Origin of the sequence: Sabulibacter ruber (assembly GCF_017355955.1) — a bacterium.
In the GTDB taxonomy this organism is placed as follows: Bacteria; Bacteroidota; Bacteroidia; order Cytophagales; family Hymenobacteraceae; genus Nibribacter; species Nibribacter ruber_A.
On record NZ_JAFFID010000002.1, the window covers coordinates 331,753 to 354,146 of the forward strand.

Sequence of the window (22,394 nt, forward strand, 5' to 3'; positions counted from 1 at the left end):
GAGATAAAAGAAATGTTTAACTATATAAAGGTAGGAATTGTGCTCTGCTTCTGCCTGGCCCTGCAGTTTAGGGGAGAAGCACAGGCCTTCATGGCCGAAGTGGCTGCTACCAGCAAAGTAGCACGTATGAGCATGGCCGAGGGTATTGCCCAGAAAGACCGGCTGCTTCTGGATCTGGTTACCAAAGCCGGGTTAATGCCCGTTTTATCTAACGGGGAGGAGCATACTCTTTTCGCTCCCTCAGAACAGGCCCTCATGTTGCACCAAGGCGATTCTCCGGACCAGCTTAGGGCCTTTCTGGAGCAGCATATTGTGAAAGGTGCGCTCACCAAAGATGCCCTGCGCGATGGGGCAAATCTCAAAACCTTAAGCGGAAACAGCCTGCGTATCTGCAGGAAAAAGGGAACGGTGATGGTTTCAGGAGTGCGGCTAGAAGAAACAGATCAGTTATACGCCAACGGGGTTTGGCATAGGTTGAACGGCGCTTTCCAGCCGGGTAAACCTTCTTTGTAATTATACCTTATGTGAATGTAAAAAGGGCTGCCATCACCTGGCAGCCCTTTTTATTTGAACGGTTAAGTACTTGTGTTTTAGGAGCGTTTCACGTAAAACAGCCCTGAAACAGCGTTACCGGATGTTATCTGCCTCCACCTTGCGCTCAATGCTGGATACCGCCGAGGCCCCGAAGTACCCGATGGCTCCGTTGCTGATGTTACCGGGCGCGTTGGCGGGTGGGGCATCAAACGGGCCGCCGGTGTAGTACTGCATGCGTGAAAGCACCCGGAAAAACTCGTACCCGGGCCGGTCCAGCGAGAGCATTTCCACCTTCATCACGTCGCCCTCTTCCAGTTCAATGCCAATCTCGGGGTCGCCGTAGTTGCCGTCGTAGAGGTCATCGTTGATGGCTACTATTTCTTTGTCGCGCTCGCCGTTCACGTAGATGTTGAACTTGTAGAGATCGCCTTTGCCGGGGGGTTCCCGGAAAAAGATGGTGGCGTAGTAGCCCTCTTCTACCTGGGCGTTGCCTTCCTTGAAATGGTAGGTGAGAGAATCCAAGGTGCTCACGGGTTTCAGGAAGCTGCTGGCGGTGTACTCCTGGCCGTTCAGTTGCACGTTGAGGTAGTAGGTGTTGCCGCGCTTGCCTTGCAGTTGGCTCGTTTGGTACAGACCGTTGCCTTTGGCTTGCAGGATCTCCTCAAAGCCCTCGCTGTCTTTAATACTTACCACCGCGTTTTCCAATCCGGCGGCCGGACCTTGGTTCAGGTAACCTTTGGACGTAGAAATGCGCACTGTGTAAGGTCCCGGCTGATCGGTCACCAAGCCTTCTATGACCACTTTGGCGGCGTCCTCAGGTAAATCGTAGTCAATGACTTCCTCGCAGCTGCTGAACAAAAGCAGAGAGGAAAGCAGGGAAAACAGATATTTTTTCATGATCTATTATGGGTGATTCACTTAGAAATTGAAGTTGTAAGTAATAGCTGGGATGATCCCGAACATGTAGGTTTTCACGGCCTCGGTCTTGCTGGTATCGTCTTCGTTCTCCCGGAAGGCAATGGAGAAAGCATTCTTGCGGTTGTAAGCATTGTAGAGCGAGAGGCTCCAGCTGCTATCATGCTTCTTACCGGTAAGGCTGCGCGGACGGTCATAGGTCACGGCCAGGTCCAGGCGGTGGTAAGCGGGCAACCTGAACCCGTTGCGCGAAGAGTAGATAGGATAGGAGTGCCCCTCGTACTCAAACCGGCCCACGGGCATGGTGGTGGCTCCGCCGGTGGCGTATGTCCAGTTAGCCCCGAAGCTCCAGCGTTGGTTCAGTTGGTAAGTAGAAACCACGTTCACGGAGTGGCGACGGTCATAGCGTACCGGATAGGCTTTGCCGCCGTTGATGCCGGGTACAGTGCGGTCGGTTTTAGACCAGGTGTAGCCAATCCAGCCGGTGAAATCGCCTTTCTGCTTGCGCAGCATAAACTCCGCGCCATAAGACGTACCGGAGCCGCGCAACAGCACCGTGTCAATGCGGTTGTTCAGGAACACATCTGAGTTGTCTTTGTAGTCAATCTGGTTCTGCATCCACTTGTAGTACACCTCCACCGAGGCCTCAAACATGTTGTCCTGGAAGTTGCGGAAGTATCCGGCGGCCACTTGGTCGGCGATCTGCGGTTTGGTGTAGTGGTTGCTGGGGACCCACACGTCAAAAGGCAGCGAGGCGGTGGAGTTAGACAGCAGGTGCAGGTACTGGCGCATGCGGTTGTAGGAAGCTTTCACCGAGCTTTTCTCATCTACCTGGTACTTGGCTGAGAAGCGCGGCTCAAAGCCCATATAGTCTTTGATCACCTCCAGGGAACCGTAGTCTTTGCGCCCGATCTTGGTGAAACCATCCTCGGCGTACTCATACACGGTGCCTTTGCCCACGTTCGCGAAATACGAGAAGCGCAGGCCGTACTCCATAGAAAGGCGCGGCGTGATCTCATACTGGTGGCTCAGGTACGCGGCAGCTTCCAGGGCGTTTGAACCATCCAGCCTGATTTCGTTGAAGTAAGACTCGGGGCCTGGCTTCACTACACCCGGCTGGAACCGGTGGAACGTGCCTACCCACCCGAACTTGAACTGGTGCTGCGGATTGAGGTAGTAGGTGTAATCGTTTTTGAGGCTGTAGTCAATGATGTGCGAGGTCCAGGTGAACTCAGAGGATTTCTCTTTGGAGCCCAGCGAGTAGTCAAAGTCGGAGAAGATGAGCGTGGTGTTGGTGAACAGCTTGTCATTGAAGAGGTGGTTCCAGCGAAGAGTGGCGGTGGCGTTGCCCCAGTCAAACGCGCCGGAGTTGTTGCCTGCCACATCGCGCCCGAAGTACCCGCTCACGAACAGCCTATCCTTCGGACCCAGAATGTAGTTGGCTTTCAGGTTCAGGTCGTAGAAATAGAGCTGATTGTCTTTGATGCCTTCGTCTGAGCTGAGCTTGAAGAACACATCGGCGTAGGTTCTCCGGCCCGAGAGGATGAACGAGCCTTTGTCCTTCACGATAGGTGCCTCTACCGTTAAACGGCTGCTCAGCGTCCCGATTCCGCCCGAGGCCGCGAAGCGTTTGCTGTTGCCTTCTTTCATCCGGATGTCCAGCAGCGAGGACAGCCTGCCGCCGTGCTCCGCGGGGATACCGCCTTTGTAGAGCTGCACGTCCTTGATGGCATCGGCGTTGAAGACCGAGAAGAAGCCCATGAGGTGGGAGGCGTTGTACACGGGAGCCTCGTCCAGCAAAATCAGGTTCTGGTCCACGCCGCCCCCGCGCACGTAGAAGCCGCTGGTGCCCTCGCCGGCGGTCTGCACGCCCGGCGTCATCTGGATGGCCTTGATCACGTCCACCTCGCCCATGAGCGCCGGCATCTTCTTGAGCTCGGCCACCTGCATCTTCATGGTGCTCATTTCCATGCTGCGCACGTTCTCGTCCTTCACGTCGGTGCTGGTGACCACTACTTCCTGTAGGGCAGTCTGGTCGTTTTTGAGCTCGATGTTCAGTTTCTGCGCACCGGAGAGCACCACGGTTTGGGTGTGGGTGGCGAAACCCAGGTAGCTTACCGCTACTGTGTAGGTGCCCTGCGGCAGGGTGAGGGAAAAGAAGCCGTACTCATTGGTGGCGGCGCCCACGCCGGAGAGCTCGCGCACGCTCACGGTGGCGCCAATAAGACCCTCGCCGGACGACTGGTCTTTCACATAACCACTAAGCGTTAGTTTTTGCTGGGCAGTGCCAGAAAAGGGGAGAGCCAAGAGAAAGGTGCAGAAGAAGAGCAGAAAAAGCAGTCTTCCGCGCTGGTTGTAATGAAGTGATTGCATGATACTGGTTAAGCATATATTCACTTCTTGACCATAGAAGCACCTTCTACCCCTATATAGATGCGCATTAATATTGTGTTAAGAAGACTAAACCGCTGATTCTTTCTATGAACCAAAAGATAGTTTAGATGAACTGCCCTGCTGTTTTAGAGGAGTTTTAGGTGAAATAGGGTCAAAACAGGGTCCCGGAAAAAAAGATGATAGGGGGAAGCAACCCTTTTCCCTGTCCTGCATCTTTAGGATGTAACGTAACTCCAACCACTATGAAAAAACAGAACATCTTCCCTTTACTGGCGGTTTTGGCCTTCTTTGTTGCTTTGTCCTCTTTCCGGACCACCGAAAGCGATGTTATAAAAGACGAACAAACCCGTGAGGTAGGGGCTTTCAAGAAGATTGGCTTGGCTTACCCAGCCGATGTGATCCTGCGCCAGGGCAATACCCACAGCCTGAAAGTAGAAGGAGATGCTGACCAGTTAGAGCAACTGGTCACCGAGGTAGAAAATGGCCGCTTGTCTATCAAGAGAAGAGACCGGGACAAGGAAATCAACTGGAACAATGGTAGGAGAAGAGTTACAATCTACATCACTGCACCAAGCATTGAAGGTTTGGCCGTGAGCGGCTCGGGTAAAATCAAAGGCGAAGGTACTTTTAAAGCTTCTTCCATGGATCTGGCCGTGAGCGGCTCTGGCAGCATCCAACTGAACGCCAGAGTAGACGAGGTTTCCAGCCGCATCTCGGGCTCTGGCAGCATTGAACTGGAGGGCGAAGGCAAGCAAAGCAAGGTGTCCATCAGCGGATCTGGTTCTTTGAGAGGCTACAACTTCAAAACCGATGAGTCTCAGGTAAGCATCAGCGGCTCGGGCACGTCTGAGGTAAACGCTACTTCAACCCTGAAAACCAACATCAGCGGCAGCGGGCGCGTGTTCTATGAAGGCTCACCCAGCGTAGACAGCCGCGTAAGCGGAAGCGGATCGGTAAGCAAACGGGGCTAACCAAAGATACAGTGCTCTGGAGTAGGTGCACCGCTGTCCATTCCCTATAGGGGCCGTTTATTCCCTGCATTTCGTAAAACGGTTCCAAAACAGCAGCACCTATGTTCCCACCAGAGCCATGCCAGCTAGTGCAAAGGAAATAAGCCGTAGTTTCTTCTGGTTTTTGGACCATGTTTGTAGAGAAACATGAAATGAAGGCAGATTTCCTGCACTACTGGCAAACTATTATAGCTAATAAAAACAGGTAGGTGGCCCGTAAGCTGCCTACCTGTTTTCTTTTGACGGCTACCTGTAGCAGGTTTGATGAAACCGGGTTGAAAGAAGTGTCTGTGTTTCAAAGCGCTTCAATCTAAGAAGCACAATAGGGGAAGAAGCGCCTTCTTTTGTCAAAAGGAGTGTACGCACCAAATTTCCCTAACATGAAAACCTTGTCTTTTTCCTTTCTTGTTGCCGTGGCGCTACTCAGCACGGCATGTATGAGCGGTTATCAGACCTTAATGCCCGCCGATAGACTGTCTACTATTCCTACGCCTGTGCACGGGCAGGAGGTAGAGGTCTTCTTTCCGGGAGAGCGCCCCAAAGACACGGCCTACGTGAAAATTGCGGTACTGGAGCACAAAGTAGAAGGCGAGGTAGCCTACGCCCAATTGGTAGAGCAACTGAAACAGAAAGCCCAACTGCAGGGCATGGACGCCCTTCTGCTCCTGGGTAAGAACCAGAGCACCAAACTGAAAAGCGACCAAGGCCTATTAGAGACGCTGGTAGAAATCACCTCGGGCGAAGAAATAAGAGACAACTACTACTCTGTCACTACCCATGAACTAAGCGGAGTGGGCATCAAATACAAACGCAACCTGCAATACTTGCCGGAGTACGTGCAAACCAAACAGGTGTATGCGCTGGAAAACGGAGCCGAAAAACCCCTGGCCACGGTATTGGTAGACTACCAGGGCTCAGACAAGAAAATAACAACGGCAAACCAGACCGACGAAAATACCTACCGGAACAACGTACAGCGCTACAACCTGCACCATCTCCTGAAAGAGGAAGGACCCAACTGGCGCTATTCTACCTATGGCGGACTGGTACAGAAAAGAAAGCTGATCAGCGACAAAGGGGCCGGTGTTCTGAAAACCGTCAAGATCAAGTACAATGCCGCCCAACTACCCGTTAAACTAGAGCTGTACAACGCCAATCTGCCCCTTACAGAAGTAATCACCATCGGCTACAATGAGCAAAATCAGGTGGTGGAGAAACAGGTTTTCCGGAACAAGCAGCTGTATCTGAAAGAAACCAATACCTATGACACAGCCGGTAAACTGGTAAGCACCCTGCATGAACTAATACACGAGGGCAAAAGCATTCCTGCCTTTAAAACAGTCTATAACTACTATTCTCTGCTTTCGCTTAACTGATTTCTGTTGCCCGCTGTTTTAAGGCTTATTTCCTGAAAACAAGCCAAATTCCGTCATCCAGCCAGTTTGCCAGAGAGCTTTCTTTAGCAAGCTGGCTGGATGGTTTTATTTCCAGCATTCCGGAAGCTTGCTATTCAGAAAATCTGAGCTATATTTTGTTGAGAAATCTCTTACAAAATACCCAAGCTTTCCCCCATGAAATATTTGCTTTACTCCTCGCTCTTAGCGGCTGGGCTGGTTAGTACTGGCTGCATGAAGCGTTATTGGCCAAACGGCACCGAAAACCGCCTATCCTCCATTCCAACTCCCTACCAAGACCAGAACAAAGAGGTAGAGGTGTTCTTTCCCGGGGAGTACCCGGCCGATAGCACGTATGTGAAAGTGGCAATTCTGGAGCATAAGGTTGATGGGGCAGTTGCCTACGGCACTCTGGTAGATGCCGTGAAATCCAAAGCCAAGCAGCAGGGCATGGATGCGGTGCTCTTGCTGAACAAAAACCAAAGTACCCGCCTGCAGAAAGAAGGACTGCTCGCTGAGCTGATTGCTGAAACCATAGCCGGGAGAGAACTGGAAGACGAATACACTTCAGTCACTACCCACGAGCTGGCCGGGGTAGGAATCAAATTCAGGAAAAATCTCAGCTATCTGCCCGGCTACATCCAGAAAAAGCAAGTGCTTTCACTTAACGGCGAAAAGGAAGAATTGCTGGCTTCAGTAGAGTTAAACCACCAGGGAATTGCCGGGAAAGTAACCTCAGCTTCTCCCGCAGATGAGCAAACCTATGAGCAGTACATCCACCAGTATGATCTTAACCATTTACTCAACGAAGTAGGGCCCCAGTGGCGCTATTCACAGGTGGTAGGGCAAATCAGGACAAGAAAGTTGTTGGGCAAACCCGGTAGCCCACCCCTGAAAAAGGTGAAGATCCAATACAATGAACAGTTGCTGCCCGCCAGACTGGAACTGAGATCTGGCTCTGATCTGCAGTCAGAATTCATTGACATCGCCTACAACGAGAAGCGACAGGTAAGTGGGAAAACCATCAGCCGGGGCAATAAGGTATTCCTGAAAGAAGTGAACAGCTATAGCCCAGACGGTAAACTGCAGACTACGCTCCATTACAAAATGGAAGACGGCAAAGAACTGCCTTTCCTGAAAACCGTATATCAATACTATTCCGCTGCCTCTCTGTAATGGATATTAAATGAAAGCGTTTCTGACCTGCTTTTAGGAGAACTGGTCAGAAACACTTTTGCTTTCAGGAGTTTGCCGGCTTCAAGGGAATGCTATTGCAGCGTGCGTGGCCGGTACAACAGGAAACCAACTTGCCCAAACACGCTCCAGCGGTGCTCATCATTGTCATAGTGGATGAAGTGCAGGGCCGCCGGCCCGATGGGCAGATGTAAAATAACCCCGGTGCTGGCCGTGAGTCTTGGGCGTTCAAACCCGTTGGCTCTGATGGCTTCCTGCATAGGACCTTCTCTCAGAGGCCTGTGAATCACATGCACATAGGTTTCGGTGCGCCATTCAAACTTGGTCAGGAAGGTGGTAGAATACCGGAGACCGGCCGCTCCGTACCGGGTGGCGCGGTACTTGTCCAGGAACAGCGTGCGGGAGTCTGGCAACGGCGCAAAAACCGGGGAACTGGTGAGCGATGACCGGTAATTGGAGAAGGTGCCCTGCGTGCTGACGACCCCTTCCAGAAAATAACCCCAGGTGCTTCTATCCTTGTTGAAGGGAAAATACTCTTCCAGCGTACCAGAGATCTGGAGCCATTGATGGTCTGCCGTGCGTCTGTCCGAATTTAGGGAAGTAGTGCCGGGTTTGTAGGCTTCCTCGCCCGTCACGCCCCGGATGCCCATCACCGCCCTTCGGCCGCGCGTGGAGTACATTTTGCGGTTCAGGGAGTTGCGCTCAAACCGAATAGCCGCCGTGTAGCCGGTGAAATCAGTCTCGTCCAGTACATCCTCAGAAGAAACAGTCCTCACGTTGGCGTACTCATCTTCATTGGAGAAATACGAGACATCCGTTACTACCCGGCTCCTGAAATTATGGCTGAACCCGGCTTGGATGCCCAATTTGAAATCACGCTGGCGCACCTGCGTGCTGGCGGCATCGCGGTTCAGGAAGTCGTTTACGTCACGGTAGTTGAGGGAACTGTACATCACCGATGGTTCCACGTAGAACGGCAGCTTGGCTGGTATATTCACCCTAAAACCGAACTGCCCGGCGGCATAGAACCGGCCTATGTTGGCGTTGGCGCCTACGGTGTACAGCAACCGGTTCAGGTAACGGTATTCCAAGCCCAGGTACAGGTTGTCTACCGGCCGGGTACTGAAAACGGCGCCCACCTCGGCGGTGGCGTTGTTGCTCTGCTGCGCGTCAATGCTTAGCTCATAACCTCCGGCCAAGCTATCAAAACGGATGCGCGGATAAATCCCTTTGAAGAAATCATTGGCGGCTAAACGGTAGTAGCCTTCCTCAATGTCGCCTATCTCATATTGGTTGTCATTGCCGCGGCGGAAGAAGTTGCGTACGTAGTTGTGCTGGTTTTCTTTCAGGCCCTGGATCTTAACGCTGGCGAAACGCGGCGGCGGTGCCTGCTTCTGGAACGCCTGCCTTCTTTGCTGCAAACTCACTGAGTCTACCTCGCGCCGGATGCGCTGTTTCATGAGCGGCAGCTTTTCCTCGGCGGCTTTTACCCCGATATCAATCAGGTCCCGCACCCGGTCAAAGGCAGTGGTGCCGTAACCCTCCAGATCGGGCTGGATGAGGATGCCGTTGGGGCCAACGGCCAGGGTATCGGCTACGTCAAAGCCCAGGAAAACCAGGGAAGAGCTTAGCAGTTCATCGTCTTTGTCATGCGGGTATTTCTTGAAGGAGACATCGCCCACGTTTACGCCAATGATCACGTCGGGCTTGAATTCTGTGCGCATCACATCGGTGGGGAAGTTGTTGAACAAGCCTCCGTCAAACAGGTAGCGCCCATCGGCCTGCCGGATGGGCCGGAACGCCAGCGGCACAGCCATGGAATTGCGCACGGCATCGGCCAGCGACCCGCCGCGCTGCACGATCTGCTGCCGCGTGAAGATCTCGGCGGTAAGGCTGCGGTAAGGCACAAACAACCTGTTGAAGTCATACTTGGAGATGGCTCCGCCTGCCGCCAGAGTAGAGGCCAGGGCATAGTTCAGGTTCACGTCGCTTACCAGTCCGCTGGTGGTCTGTACTTTGATGCTTTTCTGCAGGGAGATAGGCAAGCGCAACGCCGCCGGCGAGGGGTCTAAGCTGAAATAGTTGAAGGCGTGTTCTTCCAGCGGCCGGCCAGATACCCAGTACTGGAATTTAGGCGACAACACCAGGTCTTCAATGTCCTGGGGCGAGTAGCCGGCGGCGTACAGCGCACCCACCACAGAGCCCATGCTGGTGCCCACAATGTAGTCAATGGGAATGTTGTTTTTCTCCAGCACTTTGAGCACGCCCACGTGGGCCAAGCCTTTGGCGCCGCCGCCGCTGAGCACCAGGCCCACCTTCTGGGCAGAGGCTTGCCAGGAGACAAATAACAGCAGGAACAGGAATACCCTTAACCGAGATAAGAGTTTAATCATATGAAATCTGACTAGAAAATGAATCTGAAAGAATTGGCTTATTGCAATTGCTCTGTTCTCCTGGAAGCAGAAAGGGGGGGACTTTTCTGTTAAACGAGAAAACCGGTAAGAAAACACTAAAAATCAAAGGCAAAGCCGCTTAGGAGCACTTACTGGCATAGCCCGGAAAAGGTTGGAGTCCTGAACCAGAAAAGGCTTGGTTTTATCTTACCCGCCAAAGGCAAGGCAAATCTGCCCAGGAATCTTGCACAAATCAGAGGAGCACGGGCTTGGCTGCGGTGATTGGAAGTTCCGTTTCAGGGCCGTTTCAAGGATTTCAGTTGCAAAACAGCCTAGCGGGAGGTAGGGAAATTCAAGGGCGCTTGGTCTCCTGCAGCGGGACAATCCAGGGAGAATGCTGGTGCGGCAACCAGGGAACCCCGGCCAGGTTCACCGTTGAATCTACCAAAGGTTGGGAAGCCCGTTTGTTGAGGCTCACCTGGGTATGGGCAAACACTTGCACTTGCTTGTAGCCCTGTTGCCGGTACTTACGCTCCAGGAACTGACAATACTGCCACAGAAGGTCTGGGTGCGTGGCTACGGTACGAGCTTGTTTTGGAGTGAGATGGTTCTCTGGATACTCCCAGAACAGCTGGTTATCTGCCAGCACTTTAAAGCTGGCATAGCCGCTTTTGGTGCGCAGCATCATGTGCCAGGACATGCGATGCCCTTCCTCGGTCCAGTTAGGGTTGCCCGGAAACCACCAGTGCCGCAGCGGTAGGAGAATCTGAACCAGAAAATGGATTGCCAGAAGCCAGAAAAAAAGCCTTTTTCCGGTGCTTATTTCCTGAATGGGTTTTTCAGTGGGCGTAAATACCGGCTTCTTGCGGAGGAACCTTTTTCTGATGGTTTCCGGCGGAAAGAAGAACAAACACAAGGCCAGGGCCAGGTACGGGAAAATACCGATATGGAAGATGGCCGAGTTGAAGCCGTGGAAGAAGATGGCTATACAGAAGGCCAGGACCCGCGTACGTGGCCAGAGCAGCAGCGGAACAATGAGGAGATCAAAGAAGATGCCGCCGTACACCACCAGCTTCTGAAACCAGGCCTCCTGGAGAAGCCCGCCAATAAGCCAGAAATGCGTTTTGTTCCCAAACCAGACTTTAATGGGAATACCCGCCAGCCAATCTGCATTCATTTTAGCAACGGCGGCGTAGGTATAGACAATTCCCATCTGGGCCACAAAAACCCAAAGGCACCAGCGCGGGCAGGAAAGGGATTTCAGCTCCGGCTTGCGCCTGGCATCCAGAGAGGCGTACCGGTGGGCGGGTACCAGCAGCATCAGGAAACACAGCACCAGCAACAGGTAATAGTGGTTGTTGTAGCTGGTTTTCTGCATGAGGTAAGCGCCCCACCAAAGTACGGTGAAGAGGATAATGCTGGCCCGGTAATACAACCCTACCATCACCAGCAAGCCCAATACGGCCATAGTGCCATAGTAGAAGTACATGCCGTTACCGGGCAAAGGCCTGAGCCACTCAAACCCGATGAACGGGAAAAAGACCGTGGGCTCTACCAGGTTCTTCTTCACCCAGCCCGTTAGAATGGCACCGGCCGTCTCCAGAAACAACAGCAAGCCAAACAACCACCTGAACACAATAAGCGGCGCATTGTCTACCGGTTCACGGAGCCAGGTCAGGAATGAGGGTTTAGAAGTTTGTAAGACAGCGGTTGGGCCCATGGATAGTTGTACTCCAGGCAAGATAAAACAGTTGAATGTACAAGTCTACGGCTCTTTGCCCATGAAGTAAACCAAAAGAAACAGTCTTACACCAAAACAGCCCGGCATTACAAGTGCCGGGCTGTTTTAGAGGTGTTTTCAGGAAAAAAGGCTTGAAATGCTTTTTACCGGAGAGGCTTGGGAACTACCGGTAAGCTTTCGTGCCCCTCAGCATCTACAGCCTGCACGGCAAAGAAATAATTGTCTTTGGAGTACGGCAGGGTAGTGGTGGTGCCGTCTACGTAGATTTTCTTCTCCCACATAGGCGATGACGTCTCACGCATGAGAATGTAGTAGCCGATTGGTCTTTCACCTTTTGACGGTGCTTTCCAGCGCAGTTCGGTCTGGTTCGTGAGGTTGCTGGTGACCACGCCTACTTCCTCGGGTGAGGCCGGAGCCAATGCCAGGTTTGCCAACGTAGCCAGGTTCATGGCCGTGTTCTTGCGCACGTACTCAAAATCTACGTGCTCCGGGAAGTCGCCGTAGTTGATGCCGTTCTCGGTGCGTACGTTCTGGTGCTGGTACTGGTAGTTCTCGTTCATCTCACATACTCTGATGGCCGTGAAACCCGCTTGGCTGAATGGCGTGTGGTCGCCACCGCGCAGGAAGCGGTCGGTGCGGTAGTTCAGGACTACTTCCAGTTGCGGCACGTAGCGGGCGGTCATCTCTTTCATGTAGCGGGCCAGCTGGCGGCTGCGGCTGTCGTTCTCGCCGCCAATGCTCTTGCGCAGGGCAGCCATCTCAGGGGTCTCAAACGCCGGTACGCCTTCAGAGAAAATCCGCACCCGGGTGTTGTCTTTGAGGTTGGTCTCGTCTGAGAAGGAGTTACCGATCATGTCATTGTTGAGCATGGCTACCAGGTTCCAGTTCTCGGCCTTGGCTTTCTCTGCCAAATGCTTGGCCCCGTACAGACCTTGCTCTTCGCCCTGCACGCACACGAAGATGATGGTAGCCGGGAACTGCTGCTTGGCCATGACGCGGGCCAGTTCAATGACCGCGGCGGTACCGGAACCATCGTCATTGGCGCCCGGCGCTTTGCCTTTGACGTCCATCACATCGGTGTTGCGGGAGTCTATGTGGCCGCTCACAATGAACACGCGGTCATCATTGGGGTCGGTGCCTTTGAGGGTAGCCATCACGTTGGCCATCTCCACGTCTTCCTTGATGCGGCGGCCATCGGCTTTCACAATGTATTTGTCCTGCGTCACGGTCATGCGCCCGCCTGAGGTGGCGGCGGCTTTCTCCATTTCGGCTTGGGCCCAGTTGCGGGCGGCGCCAATGCCTTTCTTTTTGTCTTTGACGGTACTCAGTGAATGGCGGGTCTCAAAGCTTACCAAGCCGCGCACCAAACGCTCCAGCTCCTGGGCAGAAACCTGCTCGGTCATGGTTTTGATGGTGGGGTCTGTCTTGATGATATCCTGTGCCGAGGTGAGTTGGGGGAAAAGTAGGATGCCCAGCGCGGTGGCACCCGCCCGGGCAAACGAAGAAACAGAATGAAACATAAATAGGTTGTCTGTAGTTTGTGTAATCTGTCCTGTAATTTCCGTAATATTCCGCAGAAACCAATCCTTGGGGGTACCCAGAAGTGGTTTTTGGGATGTTTTCCAGGAATAAGGCAAAAACCGAAAGGTAAAATGTTCTTCGTGGAACATTCTATGATAAAAGCAACGTGAGTTGGTATAAGTACGTTCAACCCAAATCCACCAATCCAGAAAAACTATGAGCCAAAACATTTCGCCTGGCAAAGAATTCCTGAATAGTGTGCATTACTATTTTGACCAAGCCGCCCAGCACTCCAAACTAGACCCGGGCATCTTGTCGCAGATCAAGGTCTGCAACAGCGTGTACAAAGTGAATTTCCCGGTGGAGGTAGACGGGCAGGTGCACGTGTTTGAGGGAATCAGGGCCCAGCACAGCCAGCACAAGCTGCCCACTAAGGGCGGTATCCGGTACAGTATGCACGTAGACGAAGACGAGGTAGTGGCGCTGGCCAGCCTTATGACCTTCAAATGTGCCGTGGTGGATGTGCCGTTTGGCGGGGCCAAAGGCGGGGTGAAAATCAATCCCAGAACGTCTTCGCCTGAGATGCTGGAGAAAGTAACCCGCCGTTTTGCCACCGAGCTGATCAAGAAAAACCTGATAGGTCCGGCCGTTGACGTGCCCGCACCTGACTACGGAACCAGCAGCCGCGAGATGGCTTGGATTGCCGATACGTACCATACCTTCAAATTTGGGGAAACCAACGCCTTGGGCAGCGTGACCGGTAAGCCGGTGGGTCAGGGCGGTATCCGGGGCCGGAACGAGGCCACCGGTCTGGGAATTTTCTTCGGGCTGCGCGAAGCCTTTGAAGACACCGTGGTTCTGAAAGCCACAGGCACTTCTTCTGGCCTGGCCGGTAAACGCGTGATCATCCAGGGAATAGGAAACGTGGGGTACCATTCTGGTATGTTCCTGCAGAAGGAGGGAGCCATTATCATTGGCGTGGCCGAGCGCGAGGGCGGTATCTTCAACCCAGACGGCCTTGACATTGACAGCCTCTTCAACTATCGCAAACAAACCGGCAGTTTCAATGGGCACCCGGGCGGCAAATTTATTGAGAACTCCATTGAGATGCTGGAGTACGAGTGCGATATCCTGTTGCCTGCCGCCCTGGAAAACCAGATCCACAGCGGTAACGCCGAGCGCATCAAAGCCAAACTCATCGCCGAAGGGGCCAACGGACCTATCACGCAGGAAGCCGAGCGTATTCTGCACGCCCGCGGCGTAGTCATTCTGCCAGACTTGTACCTGAACGCCGGTGGGGTAACCGTGTCTTATTTTGAGTGGCTGAAAAACCTCTCCAACGTACGTTTCGGGCGGATGGGGAAACGCGCCGAGGAAGCCAGCCTCAAGCGTCTGGTGAGCACCATTGAGAAAACCACCGGCAAGAGCCTTTCCGCCGAGGAAAAGCTGCTGATCATCCACGGCGCCGATGAACGCGATCTGGTTTACTCCGGTCTGGAAGACACCATGATCACGGCCTACCAGGAGATGCGCGAAGTGACCCACCAGGTCAAAGGCATTACCGATCTGCGCACCGCCGGTTTCTACGCCGCCATTGAGAAGATTGGCGTGAGCTACCAGTCACTGGGTATCTTCCCGTGATTTGTTTTAAGGCTCTTTTTGCTGAAACAGCTTGAAAACGGAACGCCTCACTGGAGTAACTCTGGTGAGGCGTTTTTGTGTTTTTGCTTTCGCTTGGATTGTTTCTGCTGATGCTGGCGTAGCGGCGGCTTTTCTATGGATTTATGGGCTACTTTTTCCATAGTTGGCGATAAGCGCTCACGACCGCGGGGCCCCGTCTTCCGCGCTCGCGCTGTACCAGCTTCCTTTGCTTCCCTAGCGGTCGCAATGCCTGCGGCACCGGAACCTGCTAAGGCGCTCGCTCGAAAGACTGGAATCGGCTTCTTCCAACTGGTGCGTTGTATATCAAAGCATAGCACGCTATTTAAGGTCTTACCCTATTGCTTTCCTTGAGTATTTCCCATGGTTCAAGTCTGTGACTTGGACCTGCCATGAGGGCAGTTTGCAACTGCCGTGAGGCGCTAGCCTCAAAGACACGATTGCTGATCCGCTGGCGCGAGCCTCCGGCTCGTGTCCGCACGCATTCCAGAAATGCTTTTCTGAACAGTAATAGAGGCCAAAAACCGCAGAGTCATCCTTCAAAACGAGTAGGAAGATGTTTACGTCAGCCAATCTAAACCTCTGTTTTCAGCCAATTTCCCAAAAAACAGCTTCAAAACGCGGCAACGCTACATGTGCAGAGTTTTTCCGGCAGAAAGTGTAAGTTAGGGGCAGTACCTACTACTAATAGAACAAACCTTTACGTACAACGTTGGAGAATCCGGCACTTCGCGAGGAATTTGTTAAGCTCATCGCCCAGGATCAGGCCTTGATCCATAAGGTATGCAGTATGTACTGCCGGGACCCCGAGGAGCGGAAAGACTTGTTCCAGGAGATTGTGCTGCAACTCTGGAGGTCTTTTCCTTCGTTTAAGCACGAGTCCAAAGTAAGTACCTGGATGTACCGGGTGGCCCTGAACACGGCCGTCTCCAGTTTCCGGAAAGAAAGCCGGCGGCCGCACCACGGCTCCCTCTCTGACATGGACCTGCAGATCCCGGCCTCGCCGGATACCTCCGCAGAGTACGAATTGAAAATCAAGTACCTCTATGCCGCTATTGACCAGCTCTCACAGGTAGAGAAGGCTATTGTGATGCTGTACCTGGAAGATAAGTCCTACGAGGAAATGGCCGATATCATTGGCATTACCAAATCGAACGTAGGCGTAAAGTTGAACCGCATCAAAGCGAAATTAGAGAAGCTGTTAACCCCGGTGTATGATGAAATTAGATAGCCTCAAAGATACCTGGAAAGCCTACGCGGCGCAGACAGCAGCGGCCCACCAGGTCACCGAGCACCAGATTGCGGGCTTATTGAAGGTCCGGACCGAGAATGCCGTGACCAAGCTCAAGCGCAACATCTACTTTGAGTTGGCAGTGCAGGCCTTCACGGTCTTGCTGTTTGGCGCATGTGCTATTCTGGTGAAAGTAGATGTCGCGTTTCAGGCACTCTGCGTGATTATCATGGTGGTGTGTCTTCCGTTTCTGGGCTATTTCTGGGCGCGCCTCTCTTACGTGAAAACGCTGAACGTAACCACCGCCAACCTAAGGGCTACCCTGCGGAACCTCATTGAAATGCTTACCAGCCTCACCAGACTCTATTTCTGGACCAATATGCTGCTGGCGCCTATTGGCCTTGCTGCGGGGCAGTTGGCCTACCTGAAATTGGCCAAAGGCATCAACATCTCACACCTGCCCTGGGAGCAGATGTACCTGCGCCTGATCCTAGGTTTTGTGATTGGCGCTGTGTTGGGCTACTTCTTCCTGAAGTGGTACATCCGAAAGATGTTCGGGGATCACCTGAAGGCTTTGAAAGCAGCTTATTGTGAGTTAGAGACTGTGGATGTAGCGGCGTAGTTCTTTCTAAAGCCTTTTTGCCACTGATGTTCAATACTGCTTTTTTTGTTGTCTCTGGCGTAGTGTACGCTGATTCAGTGGCTCATAAGCTTAGTTGTTTCATAGCTACCCTCCGTGCGCTCACGGCCGCGGGGCCCCGTCTTCCGCGCTCTCGCTGTACCAGCTTCCTTTGCTCCCTTTCGGTCGCAATGCCTGCGGCACCGGAACCTGCTAAGGCGCTCGCCCGAAAGACTGGAATCGGGGAAAGTAGTAGAAGCAGAAGCAGTAATGATGGAATCGTGTGATGGTGGAACCGTAGAGACAAGGCACTGCCTTGTCTCCTGCGCGCAATGTTCTTCTCATGGTTCAAGTCTGTGACTTGGACCTACCATGATGGCAGTTTGTAACTGCCGTAAGGCACTAGCCTCAAATGGCACTACCTGATAAATCTTATTTTTGCCTTAAATCTGCTGTGAGCTGCGACGCTTTCCTAAGCAGATGATAGCAGATTCATCCATTCCCATCATGTAGTTCCTGCAGAAAAATTTCCCCAAAACTGTAAGAATTAAACAGTTCTGCAGACTAACTAGTCAAACAGCCTCTCTAACAAACCTACCCTTTATGATTAAACTATTACTTTCTCACCAGTGGAAGGAAGCTTCTCGTTCCAGTGTGTGGCAGAAGAACTTAGCCGTGAACCTGGTGCTTGGCTTTTTCATGCTGATTATGCTCCTGTATGTGGTGCTAATCGGCTTTTTTATGAATGAGCTGGTGCAGGCACTGAAACCAGGATCCAACACGGTGGAGATGGTAAACCGGGCGTTGCTCTACTATTTTCTGACAGACCTTGGTTTGCGGTTCTTCATGCAGGAACTACCGGTATTAGGGATTCAGCCTTACCTGCACCTGCCAGTTGGCAAAGGAAAGCTGGTGCATTTCGTGCTGTGGAAATCTATTACCAGCCTGTTCAACTTCCTGCCGCTGCTGATGTTCATTCCGTTTGCCGTGAGAATGTTGCCCGAGGTGTATGGCACCGGCGGTACCTGGATGTGGGTTCTGGGTATGTTCTTGATTACGCTGGTGAACAACTTCTTAACCCTTTACTTCAAGCGGCAATTGGTAGAGAAACCTTTGGTAACGGTAGGTTTCCTGCTGGTAGTGGTTGCCCTGGCCACGCTAGATTATCTCAACTTCATTTCTGTAGGAGCTGCTTCCGGCATTTTCTTCCACGCCCTGGGGGCTAACATGGGGTGGGTAGCAGTGCCTTTAGTGGCGTTTGTAGCCATTTACCTGCTCAACTACAGGTTCCTGATTGCGCATACTTACCCAGAGGAGATGCGTGTCCGCAAGCAATCCAGCATAGGCGAATCCGCTGAGATTGGTTTTCTGCAGCGTTTTGGCGAACTGGGGACTTTGATTGGCCTGGAATTGAAACTGATCATGCGCCACAAGCGCTCCAAGTCCACCACCATGTTGTCCATCGTTTTTCTGGCGTATGGCTTCTTGTTCTACACCAACAAAATGTACACCGATGGGTTTGCCATGCTCATTTTCCCGGGCATTTTCATGACTGGTTTCATGATGATGAGCTACGGGCAGTTTGTGCCGGGCTGGCAGAGTGCCCACTTTGATGCCTTGCTCACCAAACGGCTGAGCCCCTATACCTTCTATTTGGGCAAGTTCTGGATGTTTGTGCCAGCTTGTGCCTTTGCTTACCTGGTAACGCTGCTGTACGGGTTTATGCCCACCATTGGCGGTAAGATTATGGCCATCAATACGGCCTGCTTCCTGTACAACATAGGCGTTAATACGTTTGTGGTGCTGTTCATGAGTACGTACAACAAAAAGCGCATAGACCTGAGTAAAAGCGCCTCCTTTAACTGGCAAGGTGTAGGAGCCTCGCAGTTCATCATGATGCTGCCCACGCTCATCATTCCTATCCTGATTTACCTGCCGTTTGGACTGATGGAAAACCCGTGGTGGGGCATAGCCGCCATAGGACTGTTAGGTGTCCTGGGATTTATCTTCCACAGGCAATTACTGGGCGTGGTGGTGAAGCGCTTCCAGCGGGAGAAATACGCCATTGCCGCCGGCTTCCGCCAGTCCTGATTTCACCTTGTTTTCTGAAAAATAGCTTCAAAACGATATGATAGAAGTACGCGATCTTCAAAAGAATTACAACGGTGTTACCGTGGTGAACATTCCGTCTCTCCTTGTGCAGAAAGGGGAGACCATTGGCCTGGTAGGCAACAACGGAGCCGGTAAGACCACTTTCTTCCGGATGATCCTGGACCTGATCAGGCCCACGCAGGGGCAGGTGTTCAGCAAAGGTGAAAACGTACGCTCCAACGAAGACTGGAAGCAATACACCGGCTCGCACCTGGACGAAGGCTTCCTGATTGACTTCCTGACCCCGGAGGAGTATTTCAGCTTCATTGGTAAGCTGAACGGATTGACTTCCGGCGATGTGCAGGCGTTTCTGGAGCGCTTCCGCGATTTCTTCAACGGCGAGATTCTGGAGCAACGCAAGTACATCCGTGACTTCTCTAAGGGGAACCAGAAGAAGGTGGGCGTTGCCGCCGCAGTGATGTCAGACCCGGAGCTGCTGATCCTGGATGAGCCCTTTGCCAACCTGGACCCAAGCTCCCAGATCAGGCTCAAAAACCTGTTGAAAGACCTCAAAGCCCAAGGCATGACCATGCTCATCTCCAGCCACGATCTTAACCACGTGATTGAGGTTTGTGACCGCATCGTTTTGCTTGAAAAAGGCAAGGTGGTGGAAGATATGAAAACCAACGAAACCACGCTCCAGCAGCTGGAAAGCTACTTTACAGTATAGTTGTCCACAATGGTTGATGTGGATAGAAGCTAACAGCCGCTAGACTTATCCACAGCTCTCAGGAAGGCAAAAGCCCCTTGTTTTACAGCTATTTTCCAGAAAGTAGCCGTAAAACAAGGGGCTTTTGCTGTATTTACTAACGCGAAAAGAAGCAGCTATAGCAGAGTTTGTAGTGCTTAAAGCCCTCAAATAAAACGCAGCCGAGAAGCCAGGAGGCCACGCATCGGTTCTGGGCCGGATTCTGGAAATCACCTCAAAAACGACAGCCGCTCTGGTGCGTATAGAAAGGCCTTACAGAAGATAAATGGATTCACTGACCCACGCTGCCATAGGTGCTTGTCTAGGCGAACTGATGCTCTCCAGAAAGTTGGGAAAGCGAGCCCTGCTTTGGGGAGCCTTTGCCCAGAACTTCCCAGACATTGACACCATTGCAGCGCTGTGGCTGGCGCCTTCCAGAAACTTGCTGGTCCACCGGGGCTTTACGCATTCCTTTCTGTTCGCCTTCCTGGGAGCGCTGCTGCTAACGGTCATTGCCAACCGGTGGCACAAGGCCCAAGGCGTACCCTGGCGACACTTCTTCCTGTTTTTTCTGGTGCAGTTACTGGTGCATGACCTGTTAGATACCTGCAATGCCTACACCACTGGTTTGCTGGAGCCATTCTCCCAAAAGCGCTTTTCTTTTCACTTGCTGTATGTGGCAGATCCGCTTTTTACCATATGGCCACTCATCGCATTGGGGGTTCTACTTTTGCTCAAATCTACGAACCTGAGAAGGGTACGCTGGGCAGTGGCAGGGCTGGGGTTAGCCGGAGCGTATCTGGGTTATGCCGCTTTTAACAAAAACCAGGTGCAGGCTCAGGTAAAAGCATCTTTAGAGCAGCAGCAGATAGGTTCTTCGCGCTTCTTTCTCACGCCCACGCCCTTTAATACCTGGCTCTGGATGGCGGTGGTAGAGGCAGATTCTGGCTTGTACGTGGGGCATCGCTCGGTTTTCTGGCCGAAGTCTTCCCAGGCTGATTTCAGGTTCTTCCCCAAAAATCAGGAACTGCTTTCTAAGGCAGAGGACCCGCAGGAGGTAGAAGATCTTAAAGTGTTCGCCGATGGGTACTACACGCTAGACCACTGGAATGACACCTTGGTGTTTAACATTCCCCGGTTTGGGCAGATGCAGGGTTGGCAAAACCCCAATGCCCGGTTCACTTTCCATTATTTTCTGAGTCCGCCGAGGCTGGACAACAAACTGGTGATGCAACGCGGCAGAGCCAAGGGCTGGTCTGGGGAAGCCTTCCAACACATGCTGCAGCTTATTTTTGCGGAGTCAGAGAGAAATGCCTCTGAAACTACCCGCCGGTAACATTTGGGCAGTGTCCTGCGAATGGAGGCTATAGAACTGATTTCGTTTATTACCCTTTTTCCGTTAATCTGAAAGAAACCTACCCGTGGCATATCTGCTGAGAAGCATAGATTGGTTGCTTATCTGGAACATCCTCTACTTTGTGGTATTGGTGGCTGTTTGTTTGCGCATTATCTATGACACAGGTTCTACCTCCAAAACGCTGGCCTACCTACTGCTGGCCATCTTTGTGCCCATAGGCGGCATTGTGATTTACTTCTCCTTCGGGATAAACTATAAGAAGCGCCGCATTTACACTAAAAAACTGGTGGAAGACGAGATCTTCCTGCGGAGGCTGGAGGAGCGGGTACATGCCCATACAGAAGAAACACTGGCGGCCAGCAGCCCTACCGTGCAAGGCTACACAGAACTGGTAAAACTGTTGCTCAACGATGGACTGAGTCCGCTCACGGGAGGAAACCACGTGAAACTTCTCCTGAACGGTGAGCAGAAATTCCCCGAGGTGTTGCAAGCCCTAAGTCAAGCCCGGCACCACATCCATATAGAATACTACATCATTGACAACGACCACATAGGAAACCAAATCAAAGACGTCCTGATCCAGAAAGCACGGGAAGGGGTAAAGGTGCGGTTTATCTATGACGATTACGGCAGCAGATCTATCCGGCGCAAGTACGTAAAGGAACTGAAAGCTGCCGGGGTAGAGGCGTGCCCTTTCCACAAGGTCCACTTCCTGCTGCTGGCCAACCGATTAAACTACCGGAACCACCGCAAAATCATTATTGTAGATGCCCACACGGCTTTTGTGGGCGGCATTAACGTGGCAGACCGCTACATCAATAATCCCGATGACCTGAAAAGGTTGTACTGGCGCGATACGCACCTGCGCATAGACGGCCCCGGAATCTACTACCTGCAATACATCTTCTTCTGCGACTGGAATTTCTCCTCGGGCCAGCAGTTACGTCCGCACGAAGGGTATTTCCTGGCCCGGCCGCAGCCCCAGTCCCATTCTCTGGTGCAGATTGCCGCCAGCGGCCCAGATTCCCCTATGCCCACTATTTTGTTTTCCTTGTTGCAGGCTATCTATCTGGCGCAAAAGGAAGTTCTCATCACTACGCCTTATTTTATCCCCGGCGAAGGAATTCTGCAGGCACTCACAGTGGCGGCTCTGGGTGGCGTGAAGGTGAAATTGCTGGTGCCAGGGATCTCAGACTCGGCGCTGGTAAATGCGGCCGCCTGGTCTTATTATGACGATATGCTCAATGCCGGGGTAGAGATTTACCTGTACCAGAAAGGCTTCATCCACTCCAAAACTGTGGTAATAGACGGGACCATCAGCATGGTAGGCACCGCTAACATGGATAACCGCAGCTTTGAACTGAATTTTGAGGTGAACGCCGTGGTGTATGACGGAGACATTTCGCAACAACTCAGGGATATCTTCTACCAGGATCTGCAGCACTCTCAAAAGATTGACCTGGCAGAATGGCGTAACCGGCCGCACCTGAAGCAGTTCTTTGAGAAACTGGCGCGGCTGCTCTCTCCGTTGCTGTAGAAGCTTTATCCTGAAGATTACTGAACCGGCTTCTTCTACTATGTTCTTCTGGCAGT

Annotated in this window: 16 protein-coding genes; 11 read left to right on the forward strand and 5 right to left on the reverse strand. The window is 52.5% G+C overall.

What is annotated here, in order from left to right; all coding sequences use genetic code 11:
- Positions 1-12 precede the first annotated feature (12 nt).
- The gene (locus JT719_RS12735; protein ID WP_207433716.1) at positions 13-513 is read left to right on the forward strand and encodes a fasciclin domain-containing protein; all 501 of its coding nucleotides are present in this window, start codon (positions 13-15) and stop codon (positions 511-513) included.
- Positions 514-627: 114 nt separating this feature from the next.
- Here JT719_RS12735 and JT719_RS12740 read toward each other — a convergent pair whose 3' ends face one another.
- Positions 628-1,431 carry a DUF4249 domain-containing protein gene (locus JT719_RS12740; RefSeq protein WP_207433717.1) on the reverse strand — a complete coding sequence of 268 codons (804 nt, stop codon included), beginning with the start codon at positions 1,429-1,431 and terminating at the stop codon, positions 628-630.
- Between the two features lie 21 nt (positions 1,432-1,452).
- Positions 1,453-3,822 carry a TonB-dependent receptor gene (locus JT719_RS12745; protein WP_207433718.1) on the reverse strand — a complete coding sequence of 790 codons (2,370 nt, stop codon included), beginning with the start codon at positions 3,820-3,822 and terminating at the stop codon, positions 1,453-1,455.
- A gap of 263 nt (positions 3,823-4,085) precedes the next feature.
- Between JT719_RS12745 and JT719_RS12750 the strand changes: the two genes are divergently transcribed.
- From JT719_RS12750 to JT719_RS12760, 3 genes are all read left to right on the forward strand, one after another.
- Complete coding sequence (locus JT719_RS12750; protein WP_207433719.1) at positions 4,086-4,814, forward strand: head GIN domain-containing protein; 729 nt, start codon at positions 4,086-4,088, stop codon at positions 4,812-4,814.
- Between the two features lie 419 nt (positions 4,815-5,233).
- Positions 5,234-6,229, forward strand: coding sequence for a hypothetical protein (locus tag JT719_RS12755; RefSeq protein ID WP_207433720.1), 996 nt, complete (start codon positions 5,234-5,236; stop codon positions 6,227-6,229).
- 195 nt (positions 6,230-6,424) lie between these two features.
- Positions 6,425-7,423 carry a hypothetical protein gene (locus JT719_RS12760; RefSeq protein ID WP_207433721.1) on the forward strand — a complete coding sequence of 333 codons (999 nt, stop codon included), beginning with the start codon at positions 6,425-6,427 and terminating at the stop codon, positions 7,421-7,423.
- Between the two features lie 92 nt (positions 7,424-7,515).
- On the opposite strand, the gene JT719_RS12765 is transcribed toward JT719_RS12760, so the two are convergent.
- The 3 genes from JT719_RS12765 to JT719_RS12775 all read right to left on the reverse strand — a co-directional run bounded on the left by JT719_RS12765 (position 7,516) and on the right by JT719_RS12775 (position 13,095).
- A complete protein-coding gene (locus tag JT719_RS12765) occupies positions 7,516-9,834 on the reverse strand; it encodes a patatin-like phospholipase family protein (RefSeq protein WP_207433722.1) in 2,319 nt (772 codons plus the stop codon).
- A gap of 352 nt (positions 9,835-10,186) precedes the next feature.
- Positions 10,187-11,554, reverse strand: coding sequence for an HTTM domain-containing protein (locus JT719_RS12770; RefSeq protein ID WP_207433723.1), 1,368 nt, complete (start codon positions 11,552-11,554; stop codon positions 10,187-10,189).
- 164 nt (positions 11,555-11,718) lie between these two features.
- The gene (locus tag JT719_RS12775) at positions 11,719-13,095 is read right to left on the reverse strand and encodes a M28 family metallopeptidase (RefSeq protein WP_207433724.1); all 1,377 of its coding nucleotides are present in this window, start codon (positions 13,093-13,095) and stop codon (positions 11,719-11,721) included.
- Positions 13,096-13,312: 217 nt separating this feature from the next.
- Between JT719_RS12775 and JT719_RS12780 the strand changes: the two genes are divergently transcribed.
- The 7 genes from JT719_RS12780 to cls all read left to right on the forward strand — a co-directional run bounded on the left by JT719_RS12780 (position 13,313) and on the right by cls (position 22,338).
- Positions 13,313-14,737 carry a Glu/Leu/Phe/Val family dehydrogenase gene (locus JT719_RS12780; RefSeq protein WP_207433725.1) on the forward strand — a complete coding sequence of 475 codons (1,425 nt, stop codon included), beginning with the start codon at positions 13,313-13,315 and terminating at the stop codon, positions 14,735-14,737.
- A gap of 730 nt (positions 14,738-15,467) precedes the next feature.
- Entirely contained in the window at positions 15,468-15,986 is a 519-nt protein-coding gene (locus JT719_RS12785; RefSeq protein WP_207433726.1) for an RNA polymerase sigma factor, read from the forward strand.
- A complete protein-coding gene (locus JT719_RS12790) occupies positions 15,970-16,608 on the forward strand; it encodes a hypothetical protein (RefSeq protein WP_207433727.1) in 639 nt (212 codons plus the stop codon). Before JT719_RS12785 ends, JT719_RS12790 begins: the two co-directional genes overlap by 17 nt.
- 600 nt (positions 16,609-17,208) lie before the next feature.
- Entirely contained in the window at positions 17,209-18,696 is a 1,488-nt protein-coding gene (locus JT719_RS12795; RefSeq protein WP_207433728.1) for a DUF5687 family protein, read from the forward strand.
- Positions 18,697-18,733: 37 nt separating this feature from the next.
- The gene (locus tag JT719_RS12800; protein ID WP_207433729.1) at positions 18,734-19,426 is read left to right on the forward strand and encodes an ABC transporter ATP-binding protein; all 693 of its coding nucleotides are present in this window, start codon (positions 18,734-18,736) and stop codon (positions 19,424-19,426) included.
- Between the two features lie 304 nt (positions 19,427-19,730).
- Complete coding sequence (locus JT719_RS12805; RefSeq protein WP_207433730.1) at positions 19,731-20,780, forward strand: metal-dependent hydrolase; 1,050 nt, start codon at positions 19,731-19,733, stop codon at positions 20,778-20,780.
- Positions 20,781-20,865: 85 nt separating this feature from the next.
- Positions 20,866-22,338 (forward strand): cardiolipin synthase, encoded by a 1,473-nt coding sequence (gene cls / locus JT719_RS12810; protein ID WP_341350763.1) that lies wholly within the window; start codon positions 20,866-20,868, stop codon positions 22,336-22,338.
- The last annotated feature ends 56 nt before the right edge of the window (positions 22,339-22,394 follow it).